This window comes from Paenibacillus sp. J31P316, from assembly GCF_056269105.1.
Genome location: NZ_JBWDNI010000005.1, coordinates 272058 through 295684 on the forward strand (window position 1 = coordinate 272058; position 23627 = coordinate 295684).

19 protein-coding genes are annotated in these 23627 nt (G+C 57.6%); 7 read left to right on the top strand and 12 right to left on the bottom strand.

The window, feature by feature from the left end; translation table 11 throughout:
• Positions 1-51 precede the first annotated feature (51 nt).
• Positions 52-1542 carry a hypothetical protein gene (locus AC0YNU_RS18735; protein ID WP_475759328.1) on the bottom strand — a complete coding sequence of 497 codons (1491 nt, stop codon included), beginning with the start codon at positions 1540-1542 and terminating at the stop codon, positions 52-54.
• Between the two features lie 284 nt (positions 1543-1826).
• On the bottom strand, positions 1827-4583 hold the full coding sequence (locus tag AC0YNU_RS18740) for a glycoside hydrolase family 2 protein (RefSeq protein WP_475759330.1): 2757 nt from the start codon (positions 4581-4583) through the stop codon (positions 1827-1829).
• 152 nt (positions 4584-4735) lie between these two features.
• Here AC0YNU_RS18740 and AC0YNU_RS18745 point away from each other — a divergent pair, with 152 nt between their 5' ends.
• On the top strand, positions 4736-5665 hold the full coding sequence (locus AC0YNU_RS18745; RefSeq protein ID WP_475759333.1) for an ArsR/SmtB family transcription factor: 930 nt from the start codon (positions 4736-4738) through the stop codon (positions 5663-5665).
• A 205-nt stretch (positions 5666-5870) separates the two neighbouring features.
• Positions 5871-6539 (top strand): DUF559 domain-containing protein, encoded by a 669-nt coding sequence (locus tag AC0YNU_RS18750; protein ID WP_475759335.1) that lies wholly within the window; start codon positions 5871-5873, stop codon positions 6537-6539.
• Between the two features lie 1731 nt (positions 6540-8270).
• Here the strand turns inward: AC0YNU_RS18750 and AC0YNU_RS18755 are convergent.
• Complete coding sequence (locus AC0YNU_RS18755; protein WP_475759337.1) at positions 8271-9743, bottom strand: sulfatase family protein; 1473 nt, start codon at positions 9741-9743, stop codon at positions 8271-8273.
• Positions 9744-9962: 219 nt separating this feature from the next.
• Between AC0YNU_RS18755 and AC0YNU_RS18760 the strand changes: the two genes are divergently transcribed.
• Positions 9963-10754 carry a helix-turn-helix domain-containing protein gene (locus AC0YNU_RS18760; RefSeq protein WP_475759340.1) on the top strand — a complete coding sequence of 264 codons (792 nt, stop codon included), beginning with the start codon at positions 9963-9965 and terminating at the stop codon, positions 10752-10754.
• Here the strand turns inward: AC0YNU_RS18760 and AC0YNU_RS18765 are convergent.
• Together AC0YNU_RS18765 and AC0YNU_RS18770 are read right to left on the bottom strand one after the other, a co-directional pair.
• The gene (locus AC0YNU_RS18765; protein ID WP_475759342.1) at positions 10751-10921 is read right to left on the bottom strand and encodes a hypothetical protein; all 171 of its coding nucleotides are present in this window, start codon (positions 10919-10921) and stop codon (positions 10751-10753) included. The two genes, AC0YNU_RS18760 and AC0YNU_RS18765, sit on opposite strands and share 4 nt — an antisense overlap.
• 88 nt (positions 10922-11009) lie before the next feature.
• A complete protein-coding gene (locus tag AC0YNU_RS18770) occupies positions 11010-12002 on the bottom strand; it encodes a LacI family DNA-binding transcriptional regulator (RefSeq protein WP_475759344.1) in 993 nt (330 codons plus the stop codon).
• Positions 12003-12187: 185 nt separating this feature from the next.
• Here AC0YNU_RS18770 and AC0YNU_RS18775 point away from each other — a divergent pair, with 185 nt between their 5' ends.
• The gene (locus AC0YNU_RS18775) at positions 12188-14254 is read left to right on the top strand and encodes a beta-galactosidase (protein WP_475759346.1); all 2067 of its coding nucleotides are present in this window, start codon (positions 12188-12190) and stop codon (positions 14252-14254) included.
• 164 nt (positions 14255-14418) lie between these two features.
• Positions 14419-15357 carry a hypothetical protein gene (locus AC0YNU_RS18780; RefSeq protein ID WP_475759348.1) on the top strand — a complete coding sequence of 313 codons (939 nt, stop codon included), beginning with the start codon at positions 14419-14421 and terminating at the stop codon, positions 15355-15357.
• A gap of 133 nt (positions 15358-15490) precedes the next feature.
• Here the strand turns inward: AC0YNU_RS18780 and AC0YNU_RS18785 are convergent, their stop codons facing one another.
• From AC0YNU_RS18785 to AC0YNU_RS18805, 5 genes are all read right to left on the bottom strand, one after another.
• A complete protein-coding gene (locus tag AC0YNU_RS18785; RefSeq protein WP_475759350.1) occupies positions 15491-16333 on the bottom strand; it encodes a helix-turn-helix domain-containing protein in 843 nt (280 codons plus the stop codon).
• Positions 16334-16459: 126 nt separating this feature from the next.
• Entirely contained in the window at positions 16460-16675 is a 216-nt protein-coding gene (locus AC0YNU_RS18790) for a hypothetical protein (protein WP_475759352.1), read from the bottom strand.
• A complete protein-coding gene (locus tag AC0YNU_RS18795; protein ID WP_475759354.1) occupies positions 16668-17441 on the bottom strand; it encodes a phytanoyl-CoA dioxygenase family protein in 774 nt (257 codons plus the stop codon). Before AC0YNU_RS18795 ends, AC0YNU_RS18790 begins: the two co-directional genes overlap by 8 nt.
• A 180-nt stretch (positions 17442-17621) precedes the next feature.
• The gene (locus tag AC0YNU_RS18800) at positions 17622-18296 is read right to left on the bottom strand and encodes an SGNH/GDSL hydrolase family protein (protein WP_475759356.1); all 675 of its coding nucleotides are present in this window, start codon (positions 18294-18296) and stop codon (positions 17622-17624) included.
• Positions 18297-18558: 262 nt separating this feature from the next.
• Positions 18559-19326, bottom strand: coding sequence for a DODA-type extradiol aromatic ring-opening family dioxygenase (locus tag AC0YNU_RS18805; RefSeq protein ID WP_475759358.1), 768 nt, complete (start codon positions 19324-19326; stop codon positions 18559-18561).
• Positions 19327-19754: 428 nt separating this feature from the next.
• On the opposite strand from AC0YNU_RS18805, the gene AC0YNU_RS18810 reads away from it, so the two are divergent.
• Positions 19755-20939, top strand: a complete 1185-nt coding sequence (locus tag AC0YNU_RS18810; protein ID WP_475759360.1) for a stalk domain-containing protein — start codon at positions 19755-19757, stop codon at positions 20937-20939.
• 108 nt (positions 20940-21047) lie between these two features.
• Positions 21048-21638, top strand: a complete 591-nt coding sequence (locus AC0YNU_RS18815) for a GNAT family N-acetyltransferase (RefSeq protein ID WP_475759362.1) — start codon at positions 21048-21050, stop codon at positions 21636-21638.
• A 134-nt stretch (positions 21639-21772) separates the two neighbouring features.
• Here the strand turns inward: AC0YNU_RS18815 and AC0YNU_RS18820 are convergent, their stop codons facing one another.
• On the bottom strand, positions 21773-22303 hold the full coding sequence (locus tag AC0YNU_RS18820) for a GNAT family N-acetyltransferase (RefSeq protein ID WP_475759364.1): 531 nt from the start codon (positions 22301-22303) through the stop codon (positions 21773-21775).
• A gap of 349 nt (positions 22304-22652) precedes the next feature.
• Positions 22653-23525: a helix-turn-helix transcriptional regulator gene (locus AC0YNU_RS18825; RefSeq protein ID WP_475759366.1), complete on the bottom strand. Its 873-nt coding sequence runs from the start codon at positions 23523-23525 to the stop codon at positions 22653-22655.
• Positions 23526-23627 lie beyond the last annotated feature (102 nt).

A 23627-nucleotide genomic window follows, 5' to 3' on the forward strand; every position in this document is an offset into this window, starting at 1 on the left:
AATAGGCTATCTGACCGTCAATTTCGACGTCAGACAGCCTATTCTTTACCTTTATCGCGAGAATCGCTTCACGAGGTCGCGTCCCCATTTCCACAGCACATTGCCCGACAGCAGGAACGCGACGATCAATCCCGTAACCGTCACGACGAGCGCCAGCCACTCGAACGGCGAATATCCATTCATGCTATCCCAGTTGATCGGCCCCTTCAGATCCTCGATGACTTGGTTCATGCCGTAGATGCCGCTGATAACCGTATAGATGGTCAGAACGGTCAGCAAGTAGCTCGAGCGTTTCGAGGTGGAGTTCTCCTGATACTTGTAAAGATCGTTCAGCGTCTGCTTCACGTCCTGGAAGAGTTCGTCGTTGCCGTACACGCGGCGGATCTGGATGAAGATCTCCCTGCCCTGCGACTGGGACACGACTTCCAGGAAATCGTATTTGGCCGAGAAGGCCGTTATGTCGCGAATGAGCACCTCGGTCTGCTCGGGGGAACGCTCCAACTGCACGCGGGAGTAAGCATTCGACAGCTTCAGGAGCACGATGCGGTGGAATAGATTCAGCAGCAGGCCGTAATAATACTCGCCGTACAGCTTGTTGGCAATGTCGTCCGCATGTGCCGAGGGCAGCCGATTCAAGTTGCAGAAGCAGGTCTCATCCGTAAAATAATACGCATACGGCGCCCATCGGTCGAGGCCGGTATGTTGGCAATACGCCTCGATATAGGGCAAATGGGTCGCGCTGATGAACGGCTTGCCGTTCTCCCCGAAGCCGTCGAGCCTTGCGGCCCGGTAACGATCGGACAACGTAATCTCCTCGTCCTCGGGAAAAGAATAGAACGCAATGACATACATCCGCTCATCGATCAGATAAGGCAGCTCCTCGAAATAAGCGCCATCCATCGGCGAGCGGTCCAGGTAGTTCACCGTATGGGGCACGATGGCCTGGAATATAAAATCCTGCACTTCCTCATAGCGATCGCCTTCATGCTCCACCCAAGAGGCCCGGTCCTCCGCATGGGCATCCTGCAGCGCGCGCAGCCGTTCCACGAATTCGATCGCCTCGGTGAACGTGGCATCCGGCTTGGTCATCTCCACCCGCAGAGTGATGAAGCCCGTATCGAACGGACACAGAATCACGTCGACCGAATGAATGACGAAAGGCGCATCGAAGAAACGCGTATGCAGCACGGCCCGCAGATCCAGCCGTTTGCTGTAGCGCTGGAAGCTCTCTTCGTTGGCTTCTGCCGGGAACAGCACATGATTCGTAAACGGCAAATAGTAGCGCTCCATATCCCGGTGCGAGACGCGGTGCCGCGGGCCGTAATAGGCCTTCTCCGCCTCCTTGTCGCCGAGCCGAAACGGCGCGAACCCGGCCTGCAGCAGCGTTTCTTTCATGGGCTGATGGCAGTTCGCATTGAGCGAGAAGGGAAACAGCAGCTGAAAAAGCGCTTCGCGGATCGGTTTGTCCGCCACGGCAGAGGCGGATTCGAAGGATGGCGTTTCATATGATTTTCCTTCTGGTATTGGCGTATTCCGTTCCATACTTGCACCCCTCTGTTAGCTAACCATTCATGATTTCGTCGCATTTATCCAGCGGCGACTTCTCTTTAGGATTTTACGTCGCAGCCGGATCGTTGTTATTCCTGTTTACCCGCGGTCAACCTAGTTTCAAGCGGGAATGGCATATGAAATAATTAGGCGGTTGCTCGGGGTGGCGGCAGCCGAAGATTTAAACCCCGTAAACAACAAAAAGAGAAACCCGACGTCAGTGACGCGGGTTTCTCTTTTTCGCTCGCTCTACATAAGCGGCCTCGGCGCATGAAGCATTATTTTACCTGAACAAGCAGATCGATCGGATAACGTCCCGCATTCCGGCCGTACAGCGCGAGTCCGCCTTCGCCGGCTTCGAGCGTCAGCTTGAAGCCGCGGCTGCGGTCGAGCTTCGCCGTGATGCTGCTCGGCAGCGTCACTTTGCACAGGTAACCGTAGGAGCCTGCCTCGTCCAGCTTGTCTTGGACCTGCTGGTACTGGTACGACAATACGCCTTGGCTGTCGGCCGGATTGTCCGGCAGCAGGAACGACGCGACCTTCTCCCCGTCCACGAGAACGTGGATCAACGATTCATGGCGCTCGTTATCGGTCATGTAGTACGTGTTGGAATTGTACTCGACCGCCGCATCCGCGCCGTGCATCATGCTGATCGTATGATTGCGGTCGCGCGCTCCCTCGATATTGCGGGCCAGCAGCCGCTTCGAGCTCGCTTCGAACGCCAGCTCGACATGTCCGATCAGCGCTTGCTCGCCTGCATTCGGCAATGCGATGTCATAGACGAATTGGCCCGACTTGCCGCCGTTCGTCTTGCCCTCTTGAATGGCGTTCCATTGATGCGCGAACGTTTGCTCCGCGAAATCCGTTACCGGCACGGCGATGAATCGGCCTTCCGCGTCATATACCGGCGTGCCGTCCGCGCTTGCGCCGCGCACGTCGAACGTAATGAAATTGCGCGTCACGACGGTGCCGTCCGCGGCGCGAAGCGTCAGCGCCAGCACCGCGACCGCATCCTGCTTCGGCAGGCTGAACGTCAGCGGTTCGCTGATCGGCGTTACGCCGTAGCCGTTCCAATCCAGCGCGACCGTACCGCGGTCGCCCGTTACGCGGGTACCGAGGTTGTCATGCCACAGCTCCCAGCCCAGCTGCAGCTGTTGGCCGTGATAACGGTCGGAATAGCTCGATGCCAGCAGCGGAATCGAGACCGTTGCGCCAGCTTGAACCGTTTGGGACGGCGGTGCGTCGATGACGATAAAGTCTGCCGCATGCAGGTCCGCCAGCGACATGCCCGGCACGAAGCCTTCGTAGCCGAAGAATTTCTCGCGGCCGTCCAGGCGGTAGTAGCCGTTGAACTCATTGGTGACGTCGCGCAGCTCGGTGAAGACGAACCCGCACATTTTGTCATGGCGGCGGAACTCGTTCATCATGTAGCGGTAGTGCCATGCGAGATCGCTGTCGCCCGCTCCGTTCTTGAAGCCCCAAACGTTGCCGCATTCGCTGTTCATCAGCGGCGCGTCGGATTGTACGTTGCCCCCGATGCAGTTGAAGGACGAACCCGGATACGTATTCTCGACAACCTCCGTCACGTGGGCGCGAACCTCTTCGTAACCGTTAATGTAGAAATGCCACGTGTTGATGTCCGACTCCACTTTATCCCAGTTGCATGGCGAGTTCTCTTCGACGATCCGCGTCGGATCGACGCTCTTCGCCCAGTGGTACACGGAGCGGACCCATTCCTGCGTTTCAGGCAAATACGTTGCCTCGGCCTTGCTGTTTCCGCTGGTCAAGCTGAGCGTCTCGGCATCGGTGCGCAGACCCCAAGTCTCGTTGAACATGATCCACGAGAAGATCGACGGATGGTTGAAGTCCCGGTCGATGATTTCTTTCGCTTCGCGCTCGTATGCAGGGCGGGCCGTCTCGTCAGGGTTGCCCCAGAAACAAGGCATATCTTCCATGACCATCATGCCGAGCTTATCCGCCCAGTACAGCTTGCGCGGTTCTTCCGGCTTAATATGAATGCGGATGAAGTTCAATCCGAGGCGCTTCGCCAAATAAATCTCGTCCCGCATTTCCTCGTCCGTCGGATACGTGAAGAATCCCGTCTCGTGGAAAGCTTGATCCAGCGTTCCGTTCAGGTACACCGGCTTGCCGTTCAACGTAATCCAGCGGTACTTGCGGTCGCCGAACAGCGCCGTGCCGATCTCGCGGATACCGAAATACGTCGCGATGCGGTCCGTGCTTCCGCCGCTCGCCAGCGTGATCTCGCCTTCGTACAGGAAAGGCGTCTCCGGACTCCACAGCTGTGGATCCTCGACCTGGAACGAAGCGCTGATGCTGTTCACGCCCGGCGCCAAGGTGACGCGCTCCGTATGCGATACAGCCCCTCCGTCAAAATCAAAGCGCAATTCCGCCTCTCCTGGCGCGCTTGCCTTTACGGCCGCTTCCACTTGAATGCTGCCGTCGATCTTCGTGATGAATTTGGCCGACTGTATATGCGCCTGCGGACGCGCTTCCAGCCACACCGGCTGCCAAATGCCACGGATTTCGCCATAGCCCTGCTTGCCGCGAGTTTGCGATTTGACGTCGAAATCCTCCGCCCGCACCACGACCAGGTTAGCCTCGCCCAGCTTCCATACTGACGTGACATCGAATTCGAACGTGCCATAGCCGCCGCTGTGGGAACCGACATGCGCGCCGTTGATCCATACGTCGCAGCGATAGTCTACCGCGCCGAAACGCAGAATTACGAGCGAGCCGCTCGTCTCGGGCGACCACGTGATTTCTCGTTTGTACCAGCCGATCCCGCTTTCGCTGCGACCGATGCCGGACAATGGGCTGGCCCAAGAAAAAGGGACGATGATTTCGCTGTCGAAGTCGTTCGCGGACTGCGTGGAACCGCTGTCATTTGCTTCGGTTTCAAGACGGAACGACCAAGCTCCGTTGAGATTCAGCCAGTCTTGGCGCTGCCAGTCCGGACGCGGATATTCGGGACGCGGTAAAGTCGCTGCCGCCGTTTGCAATGCTTGTGCTGCCATGATTTGTGCACAACCTTTCGGATGGGGTGGATTTTCCCTCATTCTAGCATCGGTATATATTTAAATCAATATGTATTATATTTTTACAATATACTAATTTTCTTGTACACTACTTGTAACGATAACGACCGACGAAGGGCTGATTACGAGCAATGAGCGAACCGAAACAAGATCTGATGCGTTACCCCTCTTCCCGTATTGTCGACGTGGCCAAAGCGTTGTCCGGCGACGTGAGAGTACGGATTCTGGAGGCGCTCGGAGAGAAACCGATGAGCATCAGCCAGCTGGCCGAGGCGCTTGGCGTGGCGCAGCCAACCGTTTCCATTAACGTGCAGATTCTCGAAGGCGTGGAATTGGTCTCCTCGACGCTTGGGGCCAACCGGGAGAAAATTTGCACCGCTACCTGCCGTTCCATCCAGCTCGACCTGCCGGCGAAGCCCGGGGAGGGACTTCACCGCACGGAAGAGCTGCATATGCCGATCGGGATGTTCTCTCACTGCTCCGTCCAGCCGACCTGCGGCATCGTCACAAAGGAATGCGCGCATGTCGGCTCCGTCGACGATCCGCGGTCCTTCTACATGCCGGAGCGGTTCGAAGCCTCGCTGCTATGGTTCTCCGGCGCGGGGTACGTGGAATATTATTTTGCCAATCCGATGCCGCCCGGCGTCACGATCGACGAGCTCGGCTTCAGCGCGGAGATTTGCGCCGAGGCGTCCTCCTTCCAGATGGACTGGCCCTCCGACATCGCGCTCTACATCAATGATGTGCGGATCGGCACGTTTACGAGCCCGGGGGATCTCGGCGACCGCAAGGGCAAGCTGACTCCTGACAAATGGCGCAGCGGCACGGAATACGGCCAGTTGACGGAATGGCGCGTGACGAAGGACGGCAGCCTCGTCAACGGGAAAGCGTCGACGGAAGCAACCATCGCTTCGCTCGGACTGCAGTATAATAAGCCGATTCGGGTGCGGCTGGAAGTGAGCGAGGATGCGGAGAACTGCCGCGGTTTGAATCTGTTCGGATCGGACTTCGGGGATTATCGGCAGGACTTGGTGCTGTCGTTTATTAGGTACGCGGATTAGGGGCGTGGTTTGGCAGCCTACCACTTTAATCCATGTCTGACCCCCCCTCCTTAGTTTAGATGCTGTTTTAGTGAACCAGAATTAAGTTAAGGCTAGCCGCCTCCTCTTCACTTGCGCTATACTTACGTCAACGAGACGAAGAACGTCCCGCTCCATGCCATGCATGGGGCCGGGGCGTTTTTTTATTTGGGGGAGGTAAGCGGAAATGGCATTCGAACAGGCGCATGACGCATTTGTTGAACATCATTTGGAGCGGCGCAGCGGTGAGCGCAAAGGCAGGCTGGAACGCGGACATCGGGAAGCGGAGAAGCTCTTTTGCCGTCACGTGTGGTGGCCGATGTTCGGCCATTTCGACGATTTGCATCCGGAGTTCGAAGTGCTGGATTGGCGCGGACTGGCGTATTTCTGCGATTTTGCGTGGCTCACTCCGGCGGCGAAAGTCATTATCGAGATCAAAGGCTTCGTGCCTCACGTGCGCGACATGGATAGGCAAAAATACTGCAACGAGCTGAACCGGGAGACCTTTCTGACCGCGATGGGGTATCAAGTCGTTTCCTTCGCATACGACGATGTCGCGCATAGACCTGAACTGTGCGTAACTTTGCTGCGAATGCTGCTCGGACGTTACCAGACCCAAACGTTGCCGATTGACGCTGCCGACATGCACGAGAAAGAGATCATCCGCCTCGCTTACACGCTCGCTAGACCGCTGCGCCCGATCGACGTTACCAAACACCTTCGCTTCAACCATCGTACTGCCGTTCACTCGCTGACACAGCTGTGTGATCGCGGGATGCTCCTGCCTGTTAAAGGGGCAGACGGTAGACGCGTCGTTCGATATGAGCTTCAACGCAATGCGGTCAAGCTGCTATAGATGGGCCGGTTGGTGGAGCGTTGATCGTTTGGCTGAGAGGATGAATAGAGTAGATGGATGATTGGCAGGGTTGCGTCGGATGGTTAGTAGGGTCGGATGGTGGGTTGGGACAGCCGATAGGTTGGCAAATAGGTGAATGGATTGGTTAGCTGATAGACCGAGTAACCTAGTGACCGAGTAACACAGTGCCAAAGGGCGGGTGATCGAGTGCCGATAGGTTAGTTGATCGAGTGCAGATAGGTTAGTTGATAGGTGAATGGTTTGGTTAGCTGATAGACCGAGAAGTGACCGACCGATAGGTTAGTTGATAGGGCAGCTATAGAGTCTGATAGATTGAAATAGAGACGAGGCTAAGAAATAACTGCAAATCTGCAGCTATTTTCGCCAGTAAAACCCCTGAAAACAGAAATAACTGCAAATCTACATCTATTTAGCCGACTTCGGGCATTTTCGGCGATAAACAGGTGAAATAACTGCATAATTGCAGTTATTTCCTTCCAATGCTGTTATGTATTCAAAATAAGTGCAGATATGCAGTTATTTCCTTCCAATGCTGTTATGTATTCAAAATAAGTGCAGATATGCAGTTATTCCGAGCGATAGCAGAAGTAGCGCCATGAGTATGCATGGTGATAATGTGTTAGCTGCCCTCAAGTTTAGGGGCGACGAGCAAACGGCGGGCAGCAAACTGGTTAGTTTGGTTAAATGGGGCCATGCGCAGCGGCGCGATTCGAGCTGCGTAGAGCGTGGTTGTACGGGGGCGAGCACAGCGGCGTGCATTAAACTGGTTACTTTGGTTGTATGGGGCCATGCGCAGCGGCGCGATTCGAGCTGCGTAGAGCGTGGTTGTACGGGGGCGAGCACAGCGGCGTGCATTAAACTGGTTACTTTGGTTGTATGGGGCCATGTACAGCGGCGCGATTCGAGCTGCGTAGAGCGTGGTTGTACGGGGTCGAGCGCAGCGGCGGGCATTAAACTGGTTACTTTGGTTGTATGGGGCCATGCGCAGCGGCACGATTCGAGCTGCGTAGAGCGTGGTTGTACGGGGGCGAGCACAGCGGCGTGCAACGAACTGCTTACTTTGGTTGTACGGGAATCATGCACAGCGGCGCGATTTGAGCTGCATAGAGTGTGGTTGTACTGGGTTCTGCACAGCGGCATGCATCAAACTGGTTACTTTGGTTTGTACGGGAGCCGTGGACAGCAGCGCAATTCAAAGCTACAGCGGGCGTGGTTGTCAAGACATGGGAGCCGCGCATCGTGCCGCCGGCAAGCTTGGTTCGTGGCGGATCCGCAGGCCGCAGCGAGCAGAGAGAGCACTCAAGCTGCGGTCCCGCAGCCGAGAAATGCTTCCCGAATGTCGCTCAAATCTCGCCCCACACATCTATCCCACTGTGGATAACTCGTTCTGTGGATATGTTTATTAGTTCTAAATACTTATGCCATTAACCATTTTGGACCCTGTGCATGATGGGGATAACCCTGTGTATAACTGTGGATGAGTTCCGTCCGCCCTACAGAAACGCTGCTCCTCTGGTAGCCGGTATTCCCCACAGCCTGGGCCTTTGTGAGGATTCTTGCCGAGGACTACGAGGGCCAGCAGCAAGTTGGATAAGACACTAATTACAGCATCCAAAGCTGTGATTAGCAAACAGGGATGCCGCCACGGCATCCCCATTAACGATATTAACTTCCCATTATCCACATGCTGCTCCACACAATCCGCTCACCCTACGAACGCGCCTTCTCCATCTCTCGCGGATGCCGGCGAATCAATTCCTCGACCGCATCCCCGCGCCCGGTCTGGCGGAGACGTTCGGCGTACTGCGGCAGGAAGCCTTTGGCATGATACGGCCCGCCTTCCTTGATGACCGTCCAGAGCGGATCGACGTCATGCGGCATCGTCGACATCATGTCGTCATGCCACTCGTTCAGCAGATAGACGGCCTCGCGGCACAGGTCCGGCCGATCCTTCGCCACGTTATGCTGCTCATGCGGATCCTCGGCCAGATTGTACAGCATTTCCTTATCGAACAAATGATAGCCGTCGTGATAGGTTCGGATATACAACCAATCCCCGAACCGCACGCTGCGCTGGCAGACGTGCGCGCATTGCGAGACGACGAGATAATCCCGCCCGCTCTCCTCGCCCGTCTTCAGCACGCTGGCGTAGCTGCTTCCGTCCCAGCTCGGTGCCGGAGCCCGGCCGAGCAGCTCGGCGACCGTCGGCGGAAGATCGAGATGATAATGGAGGCTGCGGTCGACGGTTCCCTGCTGCAAGCCCCGCCAGCGGATAATCATCGGAATGCGGCACGTGCCTTGATCCGCGGTTGCATGCTCGCCATAGATGCCGAGCTCGCCCATATTCTCGCCGTGATCCGCCGTAATGATGATGATCATTTCCTCCATCACCCCTTTGCGCTCCAGCAGGTCGAAAATCGCGCCGATGTTCTCGTCCATGTAACGGATGCCGCAATCGTAACCGTCAATCATGGCGCGCAAGCCATCCATGGAACGAATTTCCCCGGGATGCCGCGGAAAAGCAGGCGATATCTCGCTGTTGTACATGTTGATTTCGCTCGCGCTGTGCGGTCCGACCTTGCGTATATGACCCTCCAATACGTCCTCGGTGATCCAAGCCGGCAGCGGCTCCTTCTCGAACGGATTGCCGAAGGAAGCCGGTGCCCGGTAAGGCGTATGCGGATCCCAATAGTTCACGTAGAGCATCCAATTGTCCTGCTCCGCGTTGCGCTCGATCCAGTCCAGCACGACGGGCGTGACCGTCTCCGCCGATTCTTGGCCGCCCTGCCCCGTGTTGTGGATTTCATTGAAGCCCGCGTAGAACGTCCACGCCGCGTGCCGCTCGCCGAACGGGCTGACGAGCGCCGTCTTCATGCCGGCCTGCCGGAAGAGCGACGGGAAGCTCTCGGACGCCAGACGCGAGCGAAACTGCCGCTCCTCCCCTTCGTGCCGAACGTCCGCAGCCGTACCTCCATGGCCGACAACGCCATTATGGATGCCGAAATGGCCGGTCATCATCGCCGTACGGGACGGAAAACAAGGCGCATCCGACGTGTAATAGTTTTCGAAGCGCACGCCCTCGGCGGCGATCCGGTCGATGTTCGGGGACGTGTTCCGGCCGTAGCCGTAGCAGCCCAAATGATCGGGCCGCGTCGAATCCAAATCCAACAATAATACTCTCATTCGTCATCTGCTCCTTTTTGGGTCATGATTGGAGTCTTCGTGGTTAGGTGTATTATAGATTTTGCTTTTGCGGGGAGTCACGTACATTTCGATTCTATCTTGTACATTTCTATTCCTATCTTTTTGGACGGAATTAGAAAAAGAGATTGTCCGCATCTCCATGTCGTGATAGGATTTTATCGACTTCGGAACAAGGGGTGCGGTAGGATGATTCAGATCATGAGTGTACATTTCGATAATTACATCCCCAATTGGCGGACGCAGCTTGAAGTGATCGGTTACAACGTTCTCGTCCTCGTCACGGAAGGAAAAATGCGTTATCGGATCAATGGGGAAGAGATTATCGCGGAGAGAGGGGACTTTCTGTTCATCCCCAAATCGACGCTACGCTGCGGCGAAACGCTTCCCGGCTGTCCGCATAAGAAGTATACCTTCCTGTTCACCCTTGACCCCGGCAGCGGCACGGGCATCCCGTTCCTTGACCAGAAGCGATTCCTCCGCTTCCGGCTCGCGAACTTCCAATACGCCCAGCGGCGGTTCGAGCGCCTCTACGAAGAGATGCGCGGCAGCGAGAGCTTCCGGTCCTTCATCTGCCTCGGCATCGCGCAGGAGCTCATCGGCATTCTCTCGCGAGAGCTGGAGAAACCGGAAATGACGCCGATCAAGATGCAATATGCGCAGATCGTGAGGCATTACGTGCTGGAGCATTACCGCGAGCCGATCGAGATCGAGCAGCTGGCCAGACTGATCCAACGATCGCCGAATTACACGACCGCCTTGTTCAAGGAAGTCTTCGGACAGCCGCCGATCCGGTACATGCACCAGCTTCGGGTGCTCGAGGCCTGCAACCTGCTGCTCGACTCCGACATGACCATCGCCGGCATCTCGCAGTATTTGGGCTATTACGACTCGTCCTATTTCTTTCGGATTTTCAAAAAGTACAGCGCCATGACTCCTGCGGAGTATATCGCCCGCGGCCGCCAATCGGAGCTGACCCCGCTGTTTTCTTAAGCCGAGGCGTGTAAGCAGCCGTTTTGCCGAAATACACGTTTGCGGCTTGCGGCTTGCGGCTTGCGGCTTGCGGCTTGCGGCTTGCGGCTTGCGGCTTGCGGCTTGCGGCTTGCGGCTTGCGGCTTGCGGCTTGCGGCTTGCGGCTTGCGGGACACAGATTCCGGCATGCAGCCTACGGAACCGAAACGAAAATAGGCCGCGAAGATGCTTCGCAGCCCTGAATTCCTTATACCTATTCCTTCCTGCTGTAGCTAATCAGCTCGTCGTCCCGGCGATAAACATCGTCCCCATACGCAAGCTGCCTACGGTCTTCCCGCCAGCGATCCGAGCGACGGCCAGCTCGGCCGCCGCACGGCCGAGCTCCCGAACCGGCTGCTTCACCGTCGTGATGCCCAAGCGGTTCGTCGCTTCGTAGCCGGTCAGGCTGATGTCCTCCGGAACGCGCAGCCCGGCCGCCAGCAGCTCGGACATCAACTGTTCAGCCGCAAGGTCGTGACTGCAGCACACGGCAATTCGCGTCTCTGAAGTCTCCGCGATTTCCTTCAACCGATGCGCGAATTCCCGCAGCATCCCTTCCTGCCAATCGAGCAGCGTCGTCAGGCATTCCTCGAATCGCAGCCCTTTATCGGCAAGCACCTCTTGAAATCGGCCCAGCCGGCGTCTCAGATGCAGGCCCGCATGATAATTGCCGACGAAAAAGAACCGTCCGCAGTTCCTCGCAACCAGATGCTCCACCAGCTCGGCAATGCCTTGCGCATCATCGGCCGCGACGCTGCACGGCTCCTCCTGATCCGTATCCGCGAACAAAACGGCCGGCGTCCGCAATCCGTCCGTCGCGAACAGCCGCAGCTCCTCCTCCGTGTTCGGCCAGCATACGACGCCGTCGACCCGGCCGTCCGCAAACGTCGTCCGTTCCAGTTCCTCGCGCGGCCTGCGATAGACGAGCAAGTCGTAACCCAAGTCCGATGCCGCCTCATGCAAGCCGACGAAAAACTCGTTGATGTACGGATTGGCCAGCACGTTCGCGCCAAAATAATACCCGATCGTTCGCGTCTCCCTCGCCTGCAGCGATCGGATGAGCGCGTTCGGCGTATAATCGAGCGTTCGAATCGCCGCCTGCACGCGTTCCCGGGTCTCCTCGCTGATCTGATCCTCTTTGCCGTTCAGCACAAAAGACACCGTCGTCGGAGATACGCCGGCATGGCGCGCGACGTCCTTGATCGTTGCTTTGCGTGTCTGCTCGTTCATGCGCGCATGCCCCTCTTTGGTTCTATTTTCGTCCATTATATCAGAATGCGTGAACCGTTCCTGTAGGAAGAGCAACACCCGGCACCGACTGAATTCAGTCAAAATTAACGGTTGAAATCGTTTCCTTTTCGTTCTAAACTAAGTTTAGTAACTAGTTTATAGGATATCGGGAGGTACATGCAACCATGAGCAAAAGTTTCCGTACGGACGAGTACATGCTCGGCGTCTGTTATTATCCGGAGCACTGGGAAGAATCGCTGTGGGAGGATGATTTTCGACGGATGCGCGAGATGGATATGTCCGTCATCCGCATCGGGGAGTTCGCTTGGACGATCTTCGAGCCCGTCGAAGGCGAGTTCCGATTCGACCTGTTCGAACGCGCGCTGGACGCCGCTCATCGTTACGGACTGCAGGTCATCATGGGTACGCCGACGGCAACGCCCCCGGCTTGGCTGACGGAGAAATACCCCGAGGTGCTGAACGTTTCGCAGAAGGGCGTCACCTACCGGCACGGCATGCGCAGACACTATAACTACAATAGCCAAGTATACCGCGCCCTCTGCGAACGCATCACCCGCAAAATGGCGGAGCGCTTCGCGGATCATCCGGCCGTGATCGGCTGGCAGCTCGACAACGAGTTCAACTGCGAGACGTCCGTCTTCTATTCCGACGCCGATCATGTCGCGTTCCGGGAATGGGCGAAAGCCAAGTACGAGACGCTCGACCGCCTGAACAAGGCTTGGGGAACCGTCGTTTGGAGCCAGACATATACCGACTGGAGCCAGGTGTATCTGCCGCGCGCGACCGTCAACGACTCGCCGAACCCGCATCATGCGCTCGACGAGAAGCGGTTTATCTCCGACAGCGTGATTTCGTTCGCGAAGGTGCAGGCCGACGTGCTGCGCGAGCTGTGCCCGAACCACTGGGTGACGACGAACGGCCTGTTCGGCCATTTGGACAGCCACCAGCTGACGGATGAGCTGCTCGATTTCTTCTCGTACGATTCGTATCCGCTGTTCGCGGTGGCGTATCCGGACGGCGGGGACAATCCGCTGCTCGATCGCCGCTGGTCGTCCAGCCTCAGCGCCATTCGCTCCATCTCCCCGCTCTTCTGCATCATGGAGCAGCAATCGGGTCCCGGCGGCTGGGTGAACCGCATGAAGCTCCCTGCGCCGAAGCCGGGTCAAATGCGCTTGTGGACGTACCAATCGATTCTTCATGGCGCGGATATGATCCTCTACTTCCGCTGGCGGACGGCGACGATGGGCACCGAGATTTACTGGCACGGCATCAATGATTACCACAACCAAGACAACCGCCGCGTGGCAGAAGCGACGCGCGTAGGCCATGAGCTTGCCGCGGTCGGACGCCAACTGACAGGTGCCTCATTCCTTGCGGAAGCAGCCATTATTCGCGATTACGAGAACGAGTGGGACGGCGAATTCGACCACTGGCAAGGGCCGCTCAGCGGACAAAGCGGCAACGCCTGGTTCAAAGCCTTCCAATTCCGCCATATCCCGGTGGACATTATGTATATGCGCCGCAAAACAACGCTCGCCGACTTGGCGAAGTACAAGGTGCTGGTCTACCCGCATGCCGCGATCCTGTCGGATGACACGGCCGCGCTGCTGGAAGCTTACGTCGCCGGAGGCGGTACGCTCATACTCGGCAGCCGCACCGGCTTCAAGGACGAGACGGGCCAATGCCGAATGATGCCGTTCCCGGGTCCGGTCGCGTCGTTGTGCGGTATCACGGTGGAGGATTTCACCGTCATCGCGGACAGCGGCACGCCGCCCGACATCGCGTTCGCCGAAGGCTACGGGCAAGCGGACGCGCAATATACGGCGCTCCTGTTCAATGAAATCCTTCGCCCGGAAGATCCGTCGGTCGAGACGGTCGCCGTGTACGCCGGCGACTATTATGCCGGCAAGCCGGCTATGACGCGGCGCCCTTACGGCGAAGGCGAAGTTTGGTACTACGGCGCGGCGTTCAACGATGAAGCCGCGGACGCGGTGCTGGCGAAGCTGCCGATCGCAACGCCCGTCGACTGGATCGATGCGCCGCGGCAAGTGGAGCTCGGCCTGCGCGACAAGAACGGCGAGCTGCTCGCCTTCCTGCTGAACTACGGCAGCACGCCGGCAACGGTCGCGGTCCGCAAGGAGGTCGTCAACCTGCTTGGCGACGGACCGGTGGACGGCAAGCTTGCGCTGGAGCCGTACGGCGTGGCGATATTGAAGCTCGTCAACAATTAGGCACGCGAACTATTCTCCCCCAATCAATAAAGGGCCTTGGCGTTTCGCCGAGGCCCTTTATACTGTTGACGCGATCAGATTCGTGCAACAATCCCTTTTTGTTTTCGTCTTCCTTAATAAGCGTTAATAAGCGATAACCGCTAACGCCCGAAAGGAGAATGATGATGCGCAGACAGACTCGCAGAACGAAGACCGGAACGATTGCCGCGATCGCCGCTCTTGCTTTCGCCCTTCAAGCGGCTCAAGTATCGGCCACAAGCTTGCCTGCCTCCAATTCAAGCCAGGGGAGCACAATCGTTGCCGTGTCTCCAACCCCGGTCGTCAATCAATTCGAGGTTATTCTGAAACAAGGCCAGCTATCTCGGGCGTCCTCCTACTTGAAGGCCCATCTCGCCGAAGTCAACAAATGGCAGGCTGCCCTGATGGTCCTCCGCTTGGAAAATGCTGTTCAGAAACAACTGCCGGCACTGCAGAAGCGCTTCGAGGCGCCGTCCGTGCAGAAGGGGATCGGGAACGTTTATCAACATGGGGACAACTTCGACCACGTAATGAGCCGGACGAAAGACAAAGCACTTAAGGCTTTGCTCCTGTCGGCGCGCGACAGCGGCTATAAACTGCAAACCGCCGAAGGAATGTTCTTCCCGGTCGTCGATTATACGGCCTTTACGGTGTTTGAAGACGGGGTAAACGCGGATATCGCGGCCTATATCGCCATCATGGCGGAAGAGTCGGAACAGCCTCCTCTCAAGGATGCGTCGCTCGCGATCGGTTATCAGCAGCTGGTTAACCGGACATTAAACCAAGGACGATTCTTATCGAAGTATCCCCATTCCAATCGCGCCAGCCAGATCGGAGTTTTATACGCAAGCTACCGTACATTAACCTTCTATGGCTCCGATAATACGCCCTTGTTCAACTTTGGCACCAAACTTATGCAGCCGAACGCGCAGAAAGGCTACAACTTGTCGTTACAATGGAACGATCCGAAATCCAGCGCTTACCTGCGTCTTCTTCAAGCTTTCATGCAAATCGTCGAGGAAAACAACTACAAGCTGAATCCCGAGATTAATCAATTCCGGTTGGACAACGTTCCGGGCAAGTAAAGGCGTTCGACATGAAGGTGATACAAGCGAAGAGCGGCAATCATGATTATGCGAAGCAAAAAAAACGCAAAAGCCGCGCCATGCGCTTCCTCTGCGTTCCTGTTTGGCAACGGCCGTACCACTGCCGCCCCGGCTATCCCCCGTAATAATTCTGGTTCGCGAGCCGCGCCCGCTCCCGGTATGCACCGGGCGTCACGCTGCAGCTCTTGGCGAACTGGCGGCTGAGGTAAGCCGCATCGCCCATCCCGCATTGGACGGCGATTTGGGAGAGCGGCAGCTCCGTCTGCTCCAGCAGCCGCCTTGCCTTGCGCAGTCGAAGCTCGCGGAGCAGCTGCATGGGGGTAAGCCGGAACTTCTCGGCGAAGATGCGGTCCAGATAGTTCGGATTCATGTGCACGAGCTCGGCGAGCTGCTCGCGGCTTATTTTCTCGTCCAGCTTGGCGTTGATATGCGTAATCAGCACCTGAAACCGCTTATCGTTCTTCGAGGCCGGCAGCGAACGCGGCGTTCTGCCGCCTTGTTCCCAGCTCTGCAGCAGATAGAAGAGAAGCAGCTGGCACAGGCTGGCGATTTCCATTTCCCGGAACGCCCCTTCCTTGTCTCCCCATGCCGCGAGCATCTGATCGAATACCTCTATATATTTCCCGGTATCCATGATCGTCGTCACTTCGCCGACGGGAAACAGCCGGAGCAGCTCCATCCCGTGATCATTGGCCGCTTCGACCACGAACCAGCGGTGATTGCCGCCTCGATCAGATCGCTCCGAGAACGGAAGATGCGGGGCATGCAGCATGACTTGTCCCGAGGAGGCCAACCGCGTCACGTTGCCGGCCTGCAATTCCACCTCGCCTTCCGTTACGAAGCTCACGACCCAATGCGGATACACGATATTTTGGAGATCCAGCGACGAGTAGAACGCATGGGCTACCACGGACGGCCGAACCCGCCAGCCGCCCTCGAAGAAGTTTCCTGTCATGCCGCCGCCCCTTTCATTTTCCGATAGCCAAGAATAGGCGGAATACGCAAGATACGCCGGAAGCCATGCCTCCGGCGTACGCGATACGATTCCAGCTATCGGTTCGCAGTCATCAGTTGCTAGCCATTATTCACCCTGCAGCTTCCGTTCAAACTCCGCCTCGTCCGCCGCGTACATGAGCTTCCCGTCGATGCTGGCTTGCCGCTGCTGGCGGCACCCGATGCAGAAGCTGAGGCAGCGCTCCAGCTCGACGTCCCCGCCGGCATCCGCAAGCGCCTGCAGCACCGAGCCATATTGAAACTGCCGGAGGTTGTTCGCGCAGCAGCGAATCGCCTTAGACACGAGTACCCGTGCTCTGCTCGACTTCCGCCTGCGTGACGAAGCCGGTATATACGCTCTTGCCGTCACGCGCGATAATCGGTCCGTTCAAAAATTCCTTGCCCGTATCCGGATTGAAGGAACCGACGACGGAGTACTGAATGACGTAGCCTTTGCGGTTCGTCTGGCTTTGGTTCGGCGTGCTGCGGTGGAAGAGCAGGGAATGGAAGGCAACCATGCTGCCTTTCTTCAGCTCGACCGGAATGCCCGGATCCTCGCCTTGATAGCAGACGTAGCCGATTTCCGAGTACACGTGCTCGACGAAGCCTTGCTTATGCGAGCCGGGCTGGACGTAAATACACCCGTTCTCGATCGTGGAGTCCTCGAGCGCCAGCCAGCAGGTCAAATAATGAATCGGTTCCGTCGGCACGTAGCCGTTATCTTGATGCCAAGGAAAATCCCGGTTCGCTTCGGGACGCTTATAGACGGACTGGTCCCAATAGAGCCGCGTATCCGGGCCGAGAATCGTTGTCGTAATATCCACGAAACGCTGATCCGCGATGAACTTCTGAATATCGGGATGCTGGTAATTCAAATGGCTGGTGAAATTGATCTGATTCGCCGCGCTGATGAAATCCCGGCCCGACGCCAAGCGGCGCGCGGACTCTTCGTCCAGCCGGTCGATCGGCTCGCGGATGACGTCGATCTCCGCCTCGCTGAACAACCGATCAAACACGATATACCCCAGTTCGTCATACTGCTTCAATTGCTCTTCGGTCAGCTTAAGCATGCTCATCTCTCCTCCGTGGATAGCGCCTGCCATGCCGAACCGCGAACGGAACGAAGCTGCGGAACATGGGGCGTTTGCGATAATGCTTCACGCTTTCATTTTCCTCCATGCATGCGATTCGCTCAATAGCTTATCTCCGCGGGTTCGTTGTACTTTTTCCACCTTTTTCTGAGATCCGCATCATGGCCGCCAGTTCAAATAATTGAACCACCGCAGCAAGCCCTCCGCCACCAGCTCATGCCCTTTGCGGTTCGGGTGATTCACCCACGACAGCAGGTCGGAGCCTTCTCCGCCGCGCGCGGCGTAGTCGTCGAACAGCCCGAAGCTGTCCATCAGCCCGACGCCGTATTCCGCGGCCAGCGCCACGACTTGATCCCGATGCGCGCACAGCTGCAGCCAGCCTTCGGACTGCGGATCGGCGTAGCTGCTCTCCCAGGTCGGCGTCATCAGAATCACTTTCGTCCCTTGCGCGAGCGCCGCCTCGATCATGGAGCGCCATGCCGCGCCGGCCCGTTCGAGGCCGAGTCCGCGATCGTTCAGCGCATAATCGATCGTCAGCACGTCGGGCCTGTGCGTCAGCACTTCGCGGCCGAAGCGTTCCGCTCCCTGCTCGGCTTGCTCGCCGCCGATGGCGGTGACGATCACGTTCACGACGGCAAAAGGAAACCGTTCCGCCAGCTTCGCCCGCAGCAAGTGCGGATACGCGTTCATGGCATCCACGACCGGCGTCGCAAAATAGCCCGACGGCACGCTGTGCCCGTGGCACACGATATTAACCGCCCGATTGTTCGGCCAATGCTGCTGGAGCGCTGCCGTAATGTCATTCAAATACGATGATTCGAGTGCCGCTGCCATATCCGAATCCTCCCCATGCCGATTGTCGGCCTTTGTCGATATTGATAGGTTATAGGATTCGCGAAGCGGTATCCTTTTCCTGCATGGCGGATGGATTCGAGCAGAGAAAGGCTAGGCAGTTGGGCAGCCGCGCAGCGATACAACGTTGTCTGCCGCTCCCGTTCGTTCATCGCTCCCGTTTCCGCGCAAAAAAACCGGTCCCCACCATAACGACGGAGGAAACCGGCTAAGGCCAAAACTTTATTGTCACGGAGCGTCCGTGTTACATCTCCATGCACAGCAGGCTGAACGTGCCCATTTGAAACCCCTCGAACAGCGCGCGCGGTTTCGCCTCTCCCGAGGAACTGCCGTAAGCAAGCAGCAGCGGGATGAAATGCTCCGCCCGCGGCACGGCGCGTCTCGCATGCGGCGCGAGCCGTTCGTAATTCGCGAGCGCCTCGGCATCGCGGTTCACGACCTTGTCCGTGATCCACTGGTCGAATTCGACCGCCCACGGCTCGGCATGCTCCTGCTTCCATTTGATTTCGTTGAAATTGTGCACCGTCGTGCCGCTGCCGATGACGAGAATGCCCTCTGCCCCCAGGCCTCGCAGCGCTTCGCCAATGACGATCTGCTGCGCTGCCGGCAGGAACGGATTGACGGAAATCGTCACGACCGGAATATCCGCGTTCGGATACATATGACGGAGAAACACCCATGACCCGTGGTCCAGGCCGCGCTCGTTATCCCGCTGCGTCTCGATGCCGTGCGCGCGGAATTTTTCTTCCACCTTGGCGGCAATCTCGGGCGAACCCGGCGCCGGATACGTCATGCGGTACAGCTCATCCGGGAATCCGCCGAAATCGTAGATCGTCGGCAGCGGCCCCTCCGCGAACGATACCGTTACCGATCGCTCCTCCCAATGGGCGCTGAAAATCACGATGGCTTTGGGCCGGAACCGCTTCCCGGTCTCCCTCAGAAATTCGGTATAGGCCGACTCTTCCACGGCCATCATCGGCGAACCGTGGCAAATAAACAACGATGGCAACATTGCTCGTTCCAACTCCTCTGTATGGTTCGGTGCTATTTTCTATTGTAAACAAAAGCTGCGCGGGTAATAAGCTCCGTACGGTTCGTTAACCCGACGCGGGCGGCTTTCGTATACGCTCATCATACAATAAGTTACTTACTTTTGTATAGTTAAAAAAGCTGCTTCGGACGCCTCCTCGGGGACCCGAAGCGCGGTGTAAGCAACTATGCGGCGCCGAATGCGTCAAATATGAAGAGCGATAGCGGCAGCAGGGACAGGAAGACGAACAAACCGATAACGCCAACTGCGTTAAAAGTCACGGATTTCATGCTGTCCGAGGCTGAAGTTCCGACAGGGTCTGCTTCCGAGGCTCGCAACTTTCTGTCGAATCGCGTCGTCTACGACAAGAGAAATGTTGGAAATGATGCACAAGAGAGGCGATGGTTTCATTGAGAAACAAATGGCTGACAACGGCGGTGCTCGCCGCCTCGCTCGCGGCTCCGATAGTCGCGGCCCCCGCCGCGGCTCACGCGAGCGCGCCGGCGTATGTCCGGCTGACCTGGGATAGCGGGGGCGTCTCGACGGGGAGCGCCATCAACAAGAACGGAACGATCTACGTCCCGGCCGATACCTTCGAAATGGCAGGCATGCGGATGCAGTGGGACAAAACGCACCAACGCGCCGACTTTATCGGTTACGGCCGAAGTACGGCCGTACGGATCGGAAGTACCTCCGCCGTCTTGGACGGCGACCCGGTACGAGGGATGCCGGCTCCCTTCATGAGTCAAGGAAAGCTGTACATCAGCGCCCGCTACCTGGTCATGACGCTCGAAGGGAACTCGATCGCCTGGGACGCGAAGAATCATGTCTTCAGCGCCAAGAACCTGCATACCTACGCGGGCGTCAGCCAGACGTACAACGGCCGCACGTACAGCATTATCAAGGGCACGGGCGAATTGTTCGTGAACAGCGGCAAGAACGCCGCCCCGGTGAAGCTTGCCGATCTCGGCTCGCAGCTGTTCGACGGCGTAACCATGAAGTTTCAGCCCACCAAGGGCGGACTGCTTTATCTGACCATTCTCGATAACTATGGCGAACCGCATATCAATAATCATGTTTTCACGCTCGTTCTTAAGAATGGCGCCGTCATCCGGAAGGCCAGCGTCGGCTACTGGCTGCGGTACGAAGAGAACGTGAAGTCCTATGGCAATCACCTGCTGCTCACGGACGGCCGAACGCTGCGGATCATCGAGGACGGTACGGGCAAAGTGGAGCAAACGATCGATCTCGTCAAGCTTGGCGGCGAGGACGACGACTATTTCGTCGAAGGCATCGATGACGATTTCCTGCTCATTCGTCCCAACAGCTCCGGGCTGCTCACGCTCGTCGACCGCCATTCGGGCGGAACCGTCAAGCTGTACGAGAAGCTGCTGGACGCGGAAGGCGCCGAATACGCCACGACGAACGACACGCCTTATTACGGCGACAGGCTGCATTTCGTGAAGCGCGCCGGCGAGGTGCTGTATTTTGCCGATGACAGCCCGCTGGCCAAGAACGACCAGCTGTTAACCTATACGCTGCCGATACCGGCTGACAAACCGTCATCCGCGAAATCGTCGCCAGTTGCGCAATAGTGCCAATGACTCGTCAAATCCTCCATTCTTGGGAATGGGGGATTTGTTGTATGTTTAAGCCAGTACGCAAACGAGTCTGCCAGAGTTGGATCGGGAAGGGGAATGGGCATGAAGGATTGGTATGGAAGCGAGATCGTACTGGAGAATGAACGCGTCAAGCTGGTGCCGTTCAGCGACGTCCATGCGGAGGGGCTTCGCCGGATTATTACGGACCCGGAGCTGCATGCATTCGCCGGCATCGTCGTGCAGGGCGAGAATGACTTGCAGGCCTATATCGCAGAGGCGTTGGCCAGCCGGGATGCATGCACGCACTACCCGTTTATCGTTATGGACCGGCAAACAGGCGAAGTCGCGGGCGCGACGCGATTCGGCCATATCCAGTTCGGGGCCAAACGTTTGGAGATCGGCTGGACCTGGTATGGGAAAGCTTACCGCGGCACCGGCCTGAACCGCGCCGTCAAGTTCGAGCTGCTTCGCTACGCGTTCGAGACGCTTGGCTTCAACCGCGTGCAATTCAGCGTGGACGCCGAGAACGTCCGCTCCCTGCGAGCCGTGCTCAAGCTCGGGGCCAAGCAGGAAGGGCTGTTCCGCTGCAATTACGAGAACGCGCGGGGCGAGTGCCGGGACGATGCGTATTTCAGCATCATCAAGTCGGAATGGCCGGAGCTGCGGCGGACGGTGTTCCGCGGGTTCGGGTAGTGCTGGAGCGGCTGGAGCGCCGTGAGCGTTAGGAGCCGGCCGGCAATCCAGGTACCAGTGCTGATACCGTTAAAGAACCGCAGGAGAGGTAATCGATGATTTGTTGGGCAGCCTGGTCGTCAGGCCGTCGCGTATTAGGGCTTCGTGATTCGGTAGAGTACATGTCGCACTAGCGGATGACCCGGCTCGACCTTCGGGTGATCGAACGATTTCACGTACTGCATGCCGGTCTTGATCATGACGCTGCGGGAAGGCGCGTTCAGCTCGGCCGTGAAGCTGTACACCTCCGTCAAGCCCAGCGAGTCGAAGCCGTACCGCAAGCACGCCGCCGCGCCTTCCGTCGCAAACCCCTGCCCCCAAGCCTCCTCCCGCAGTCGCCAGCCGATCTCGATGCACGGCGTAAAATCCGACTCGAACGCCGCCCGATGGAAGCCGATGAACCCGATAAACTCGCCCGTCGCCTTCGCTTCCACGGCATAGAGCCCGAAGCCGCAGGCCTCATGTTCGTCCAAAATCGATTTGTGGAACGCGTCCGTCTCTTCCGTGGTCAGCCTTTTGAGAAAATACCGCATGACCGTCTCGTCCGCGTTCATTTTCCGGAACGGCGCGAGATCCTCCGCCTTCCAATCGCGAAATCGGAGTCTCTCCGTTTCAAAATAAATCATCGCCTATCGCCTCCCTATGAATTTACCTGAAGATTGCAAGCCTAAAGAATGCAGCCCTCGCGGTAATATACCTGCCACTCTGCCATGCGATCGTCAACGGCGAGGACGATTTTATAACTGCCGCGGAGCAGTCGAAAACGATGCAAAAACAGGTTGCAGCAGTTGGCCTGACCTTGGAAGTCTCTAGTTTCTTCGTGCCTGCCGCGGCTGACCCAACCTCTAGCTCCAGTCATATCCTTCCAAAAAATCATTCGATTCCCTTATACCATGCAGCGACAGATATTGTCTAGCAAGGGCTGGGCTGGCAACTGGCATGCAAGTGGCTTGCAACTGGCGCCAGAACAGCCCGTTACTGCCAAGCAGAAGCCTGCACGGGAATCGCCGTTTTGCGGTGCGTGCTGCGATAGCGGGCCGGCGTCTGCTTGAAGCGGTCCGCGAACATTTTGTAGAAATAACTAAGGCTGCCGTAGCCGCATTCCAGGGAAATGGCCAGGATGGACGCTTCGCCATGCGTCAGCAGCAGCGCGGCATAGGTGAGCCGCTGTTCGTTGATCCATTCGGTCGGCGAGACGCCGTAGTGCTTCTTCATCACCCGGCACGCATGCTCCGGGGAATAGGAGGTAAGTCGGTAGAACGCCTCCACCCCTTCGGCGAGCAGGGACTTGTCCTTCATATGCTCCAGCAGTTGGTTCAACCAAGCGGGCGCATCCGGCCGGCTGCTTGCCCCGGGCGGTCCGAAGAATCGGTCCAGCAGCTCGATCAGCATGCCCCGCGCCGCGCTCCGAACCTGCCTTTTGCCCTCGGCCGCCCCCGCCTGAATGCGCTCGTACTGCCGAATCAGCCAAGCCGCGTCCTCCCTCGACAGCACGCATTGCGGCGGCAGCTCTGCCCCGGTCAGCCGCTCCGCCGCGAAGCCTTCGCCTAGGTACGCCAACGCCTGCTCCATCATCGAGGCGCGAAAGTTGATGTTCAGCAGCTCCGCTTCTTCATCCCCCACCCGCTCGTAGCTGTGCGTGTCATGCGGACGAATGAACAGCAGCATCCCTTCCGTCAGCAGCTGTTTGACGCCGTTCACGATATGATGCACCCGGCCGTCCGTGATCAGGAAACATTCGAAGAAATCATGGTCATGCACGATCGTCCAATAGTTGAGCTTGCGGTGATAGTAGAACATCGTTTCCAGCTCGGGATCGATCAGCTCGTCGGCTTTCAAATGCAGCATGTTCGGCACGCTCCTTTGCCTCCCATTATATCAGCAGAGAGCAATGAATCGTCAGTGGAAATGAAGAAATCAACCGTTTACAATGCTACGCTGTCAGCATAA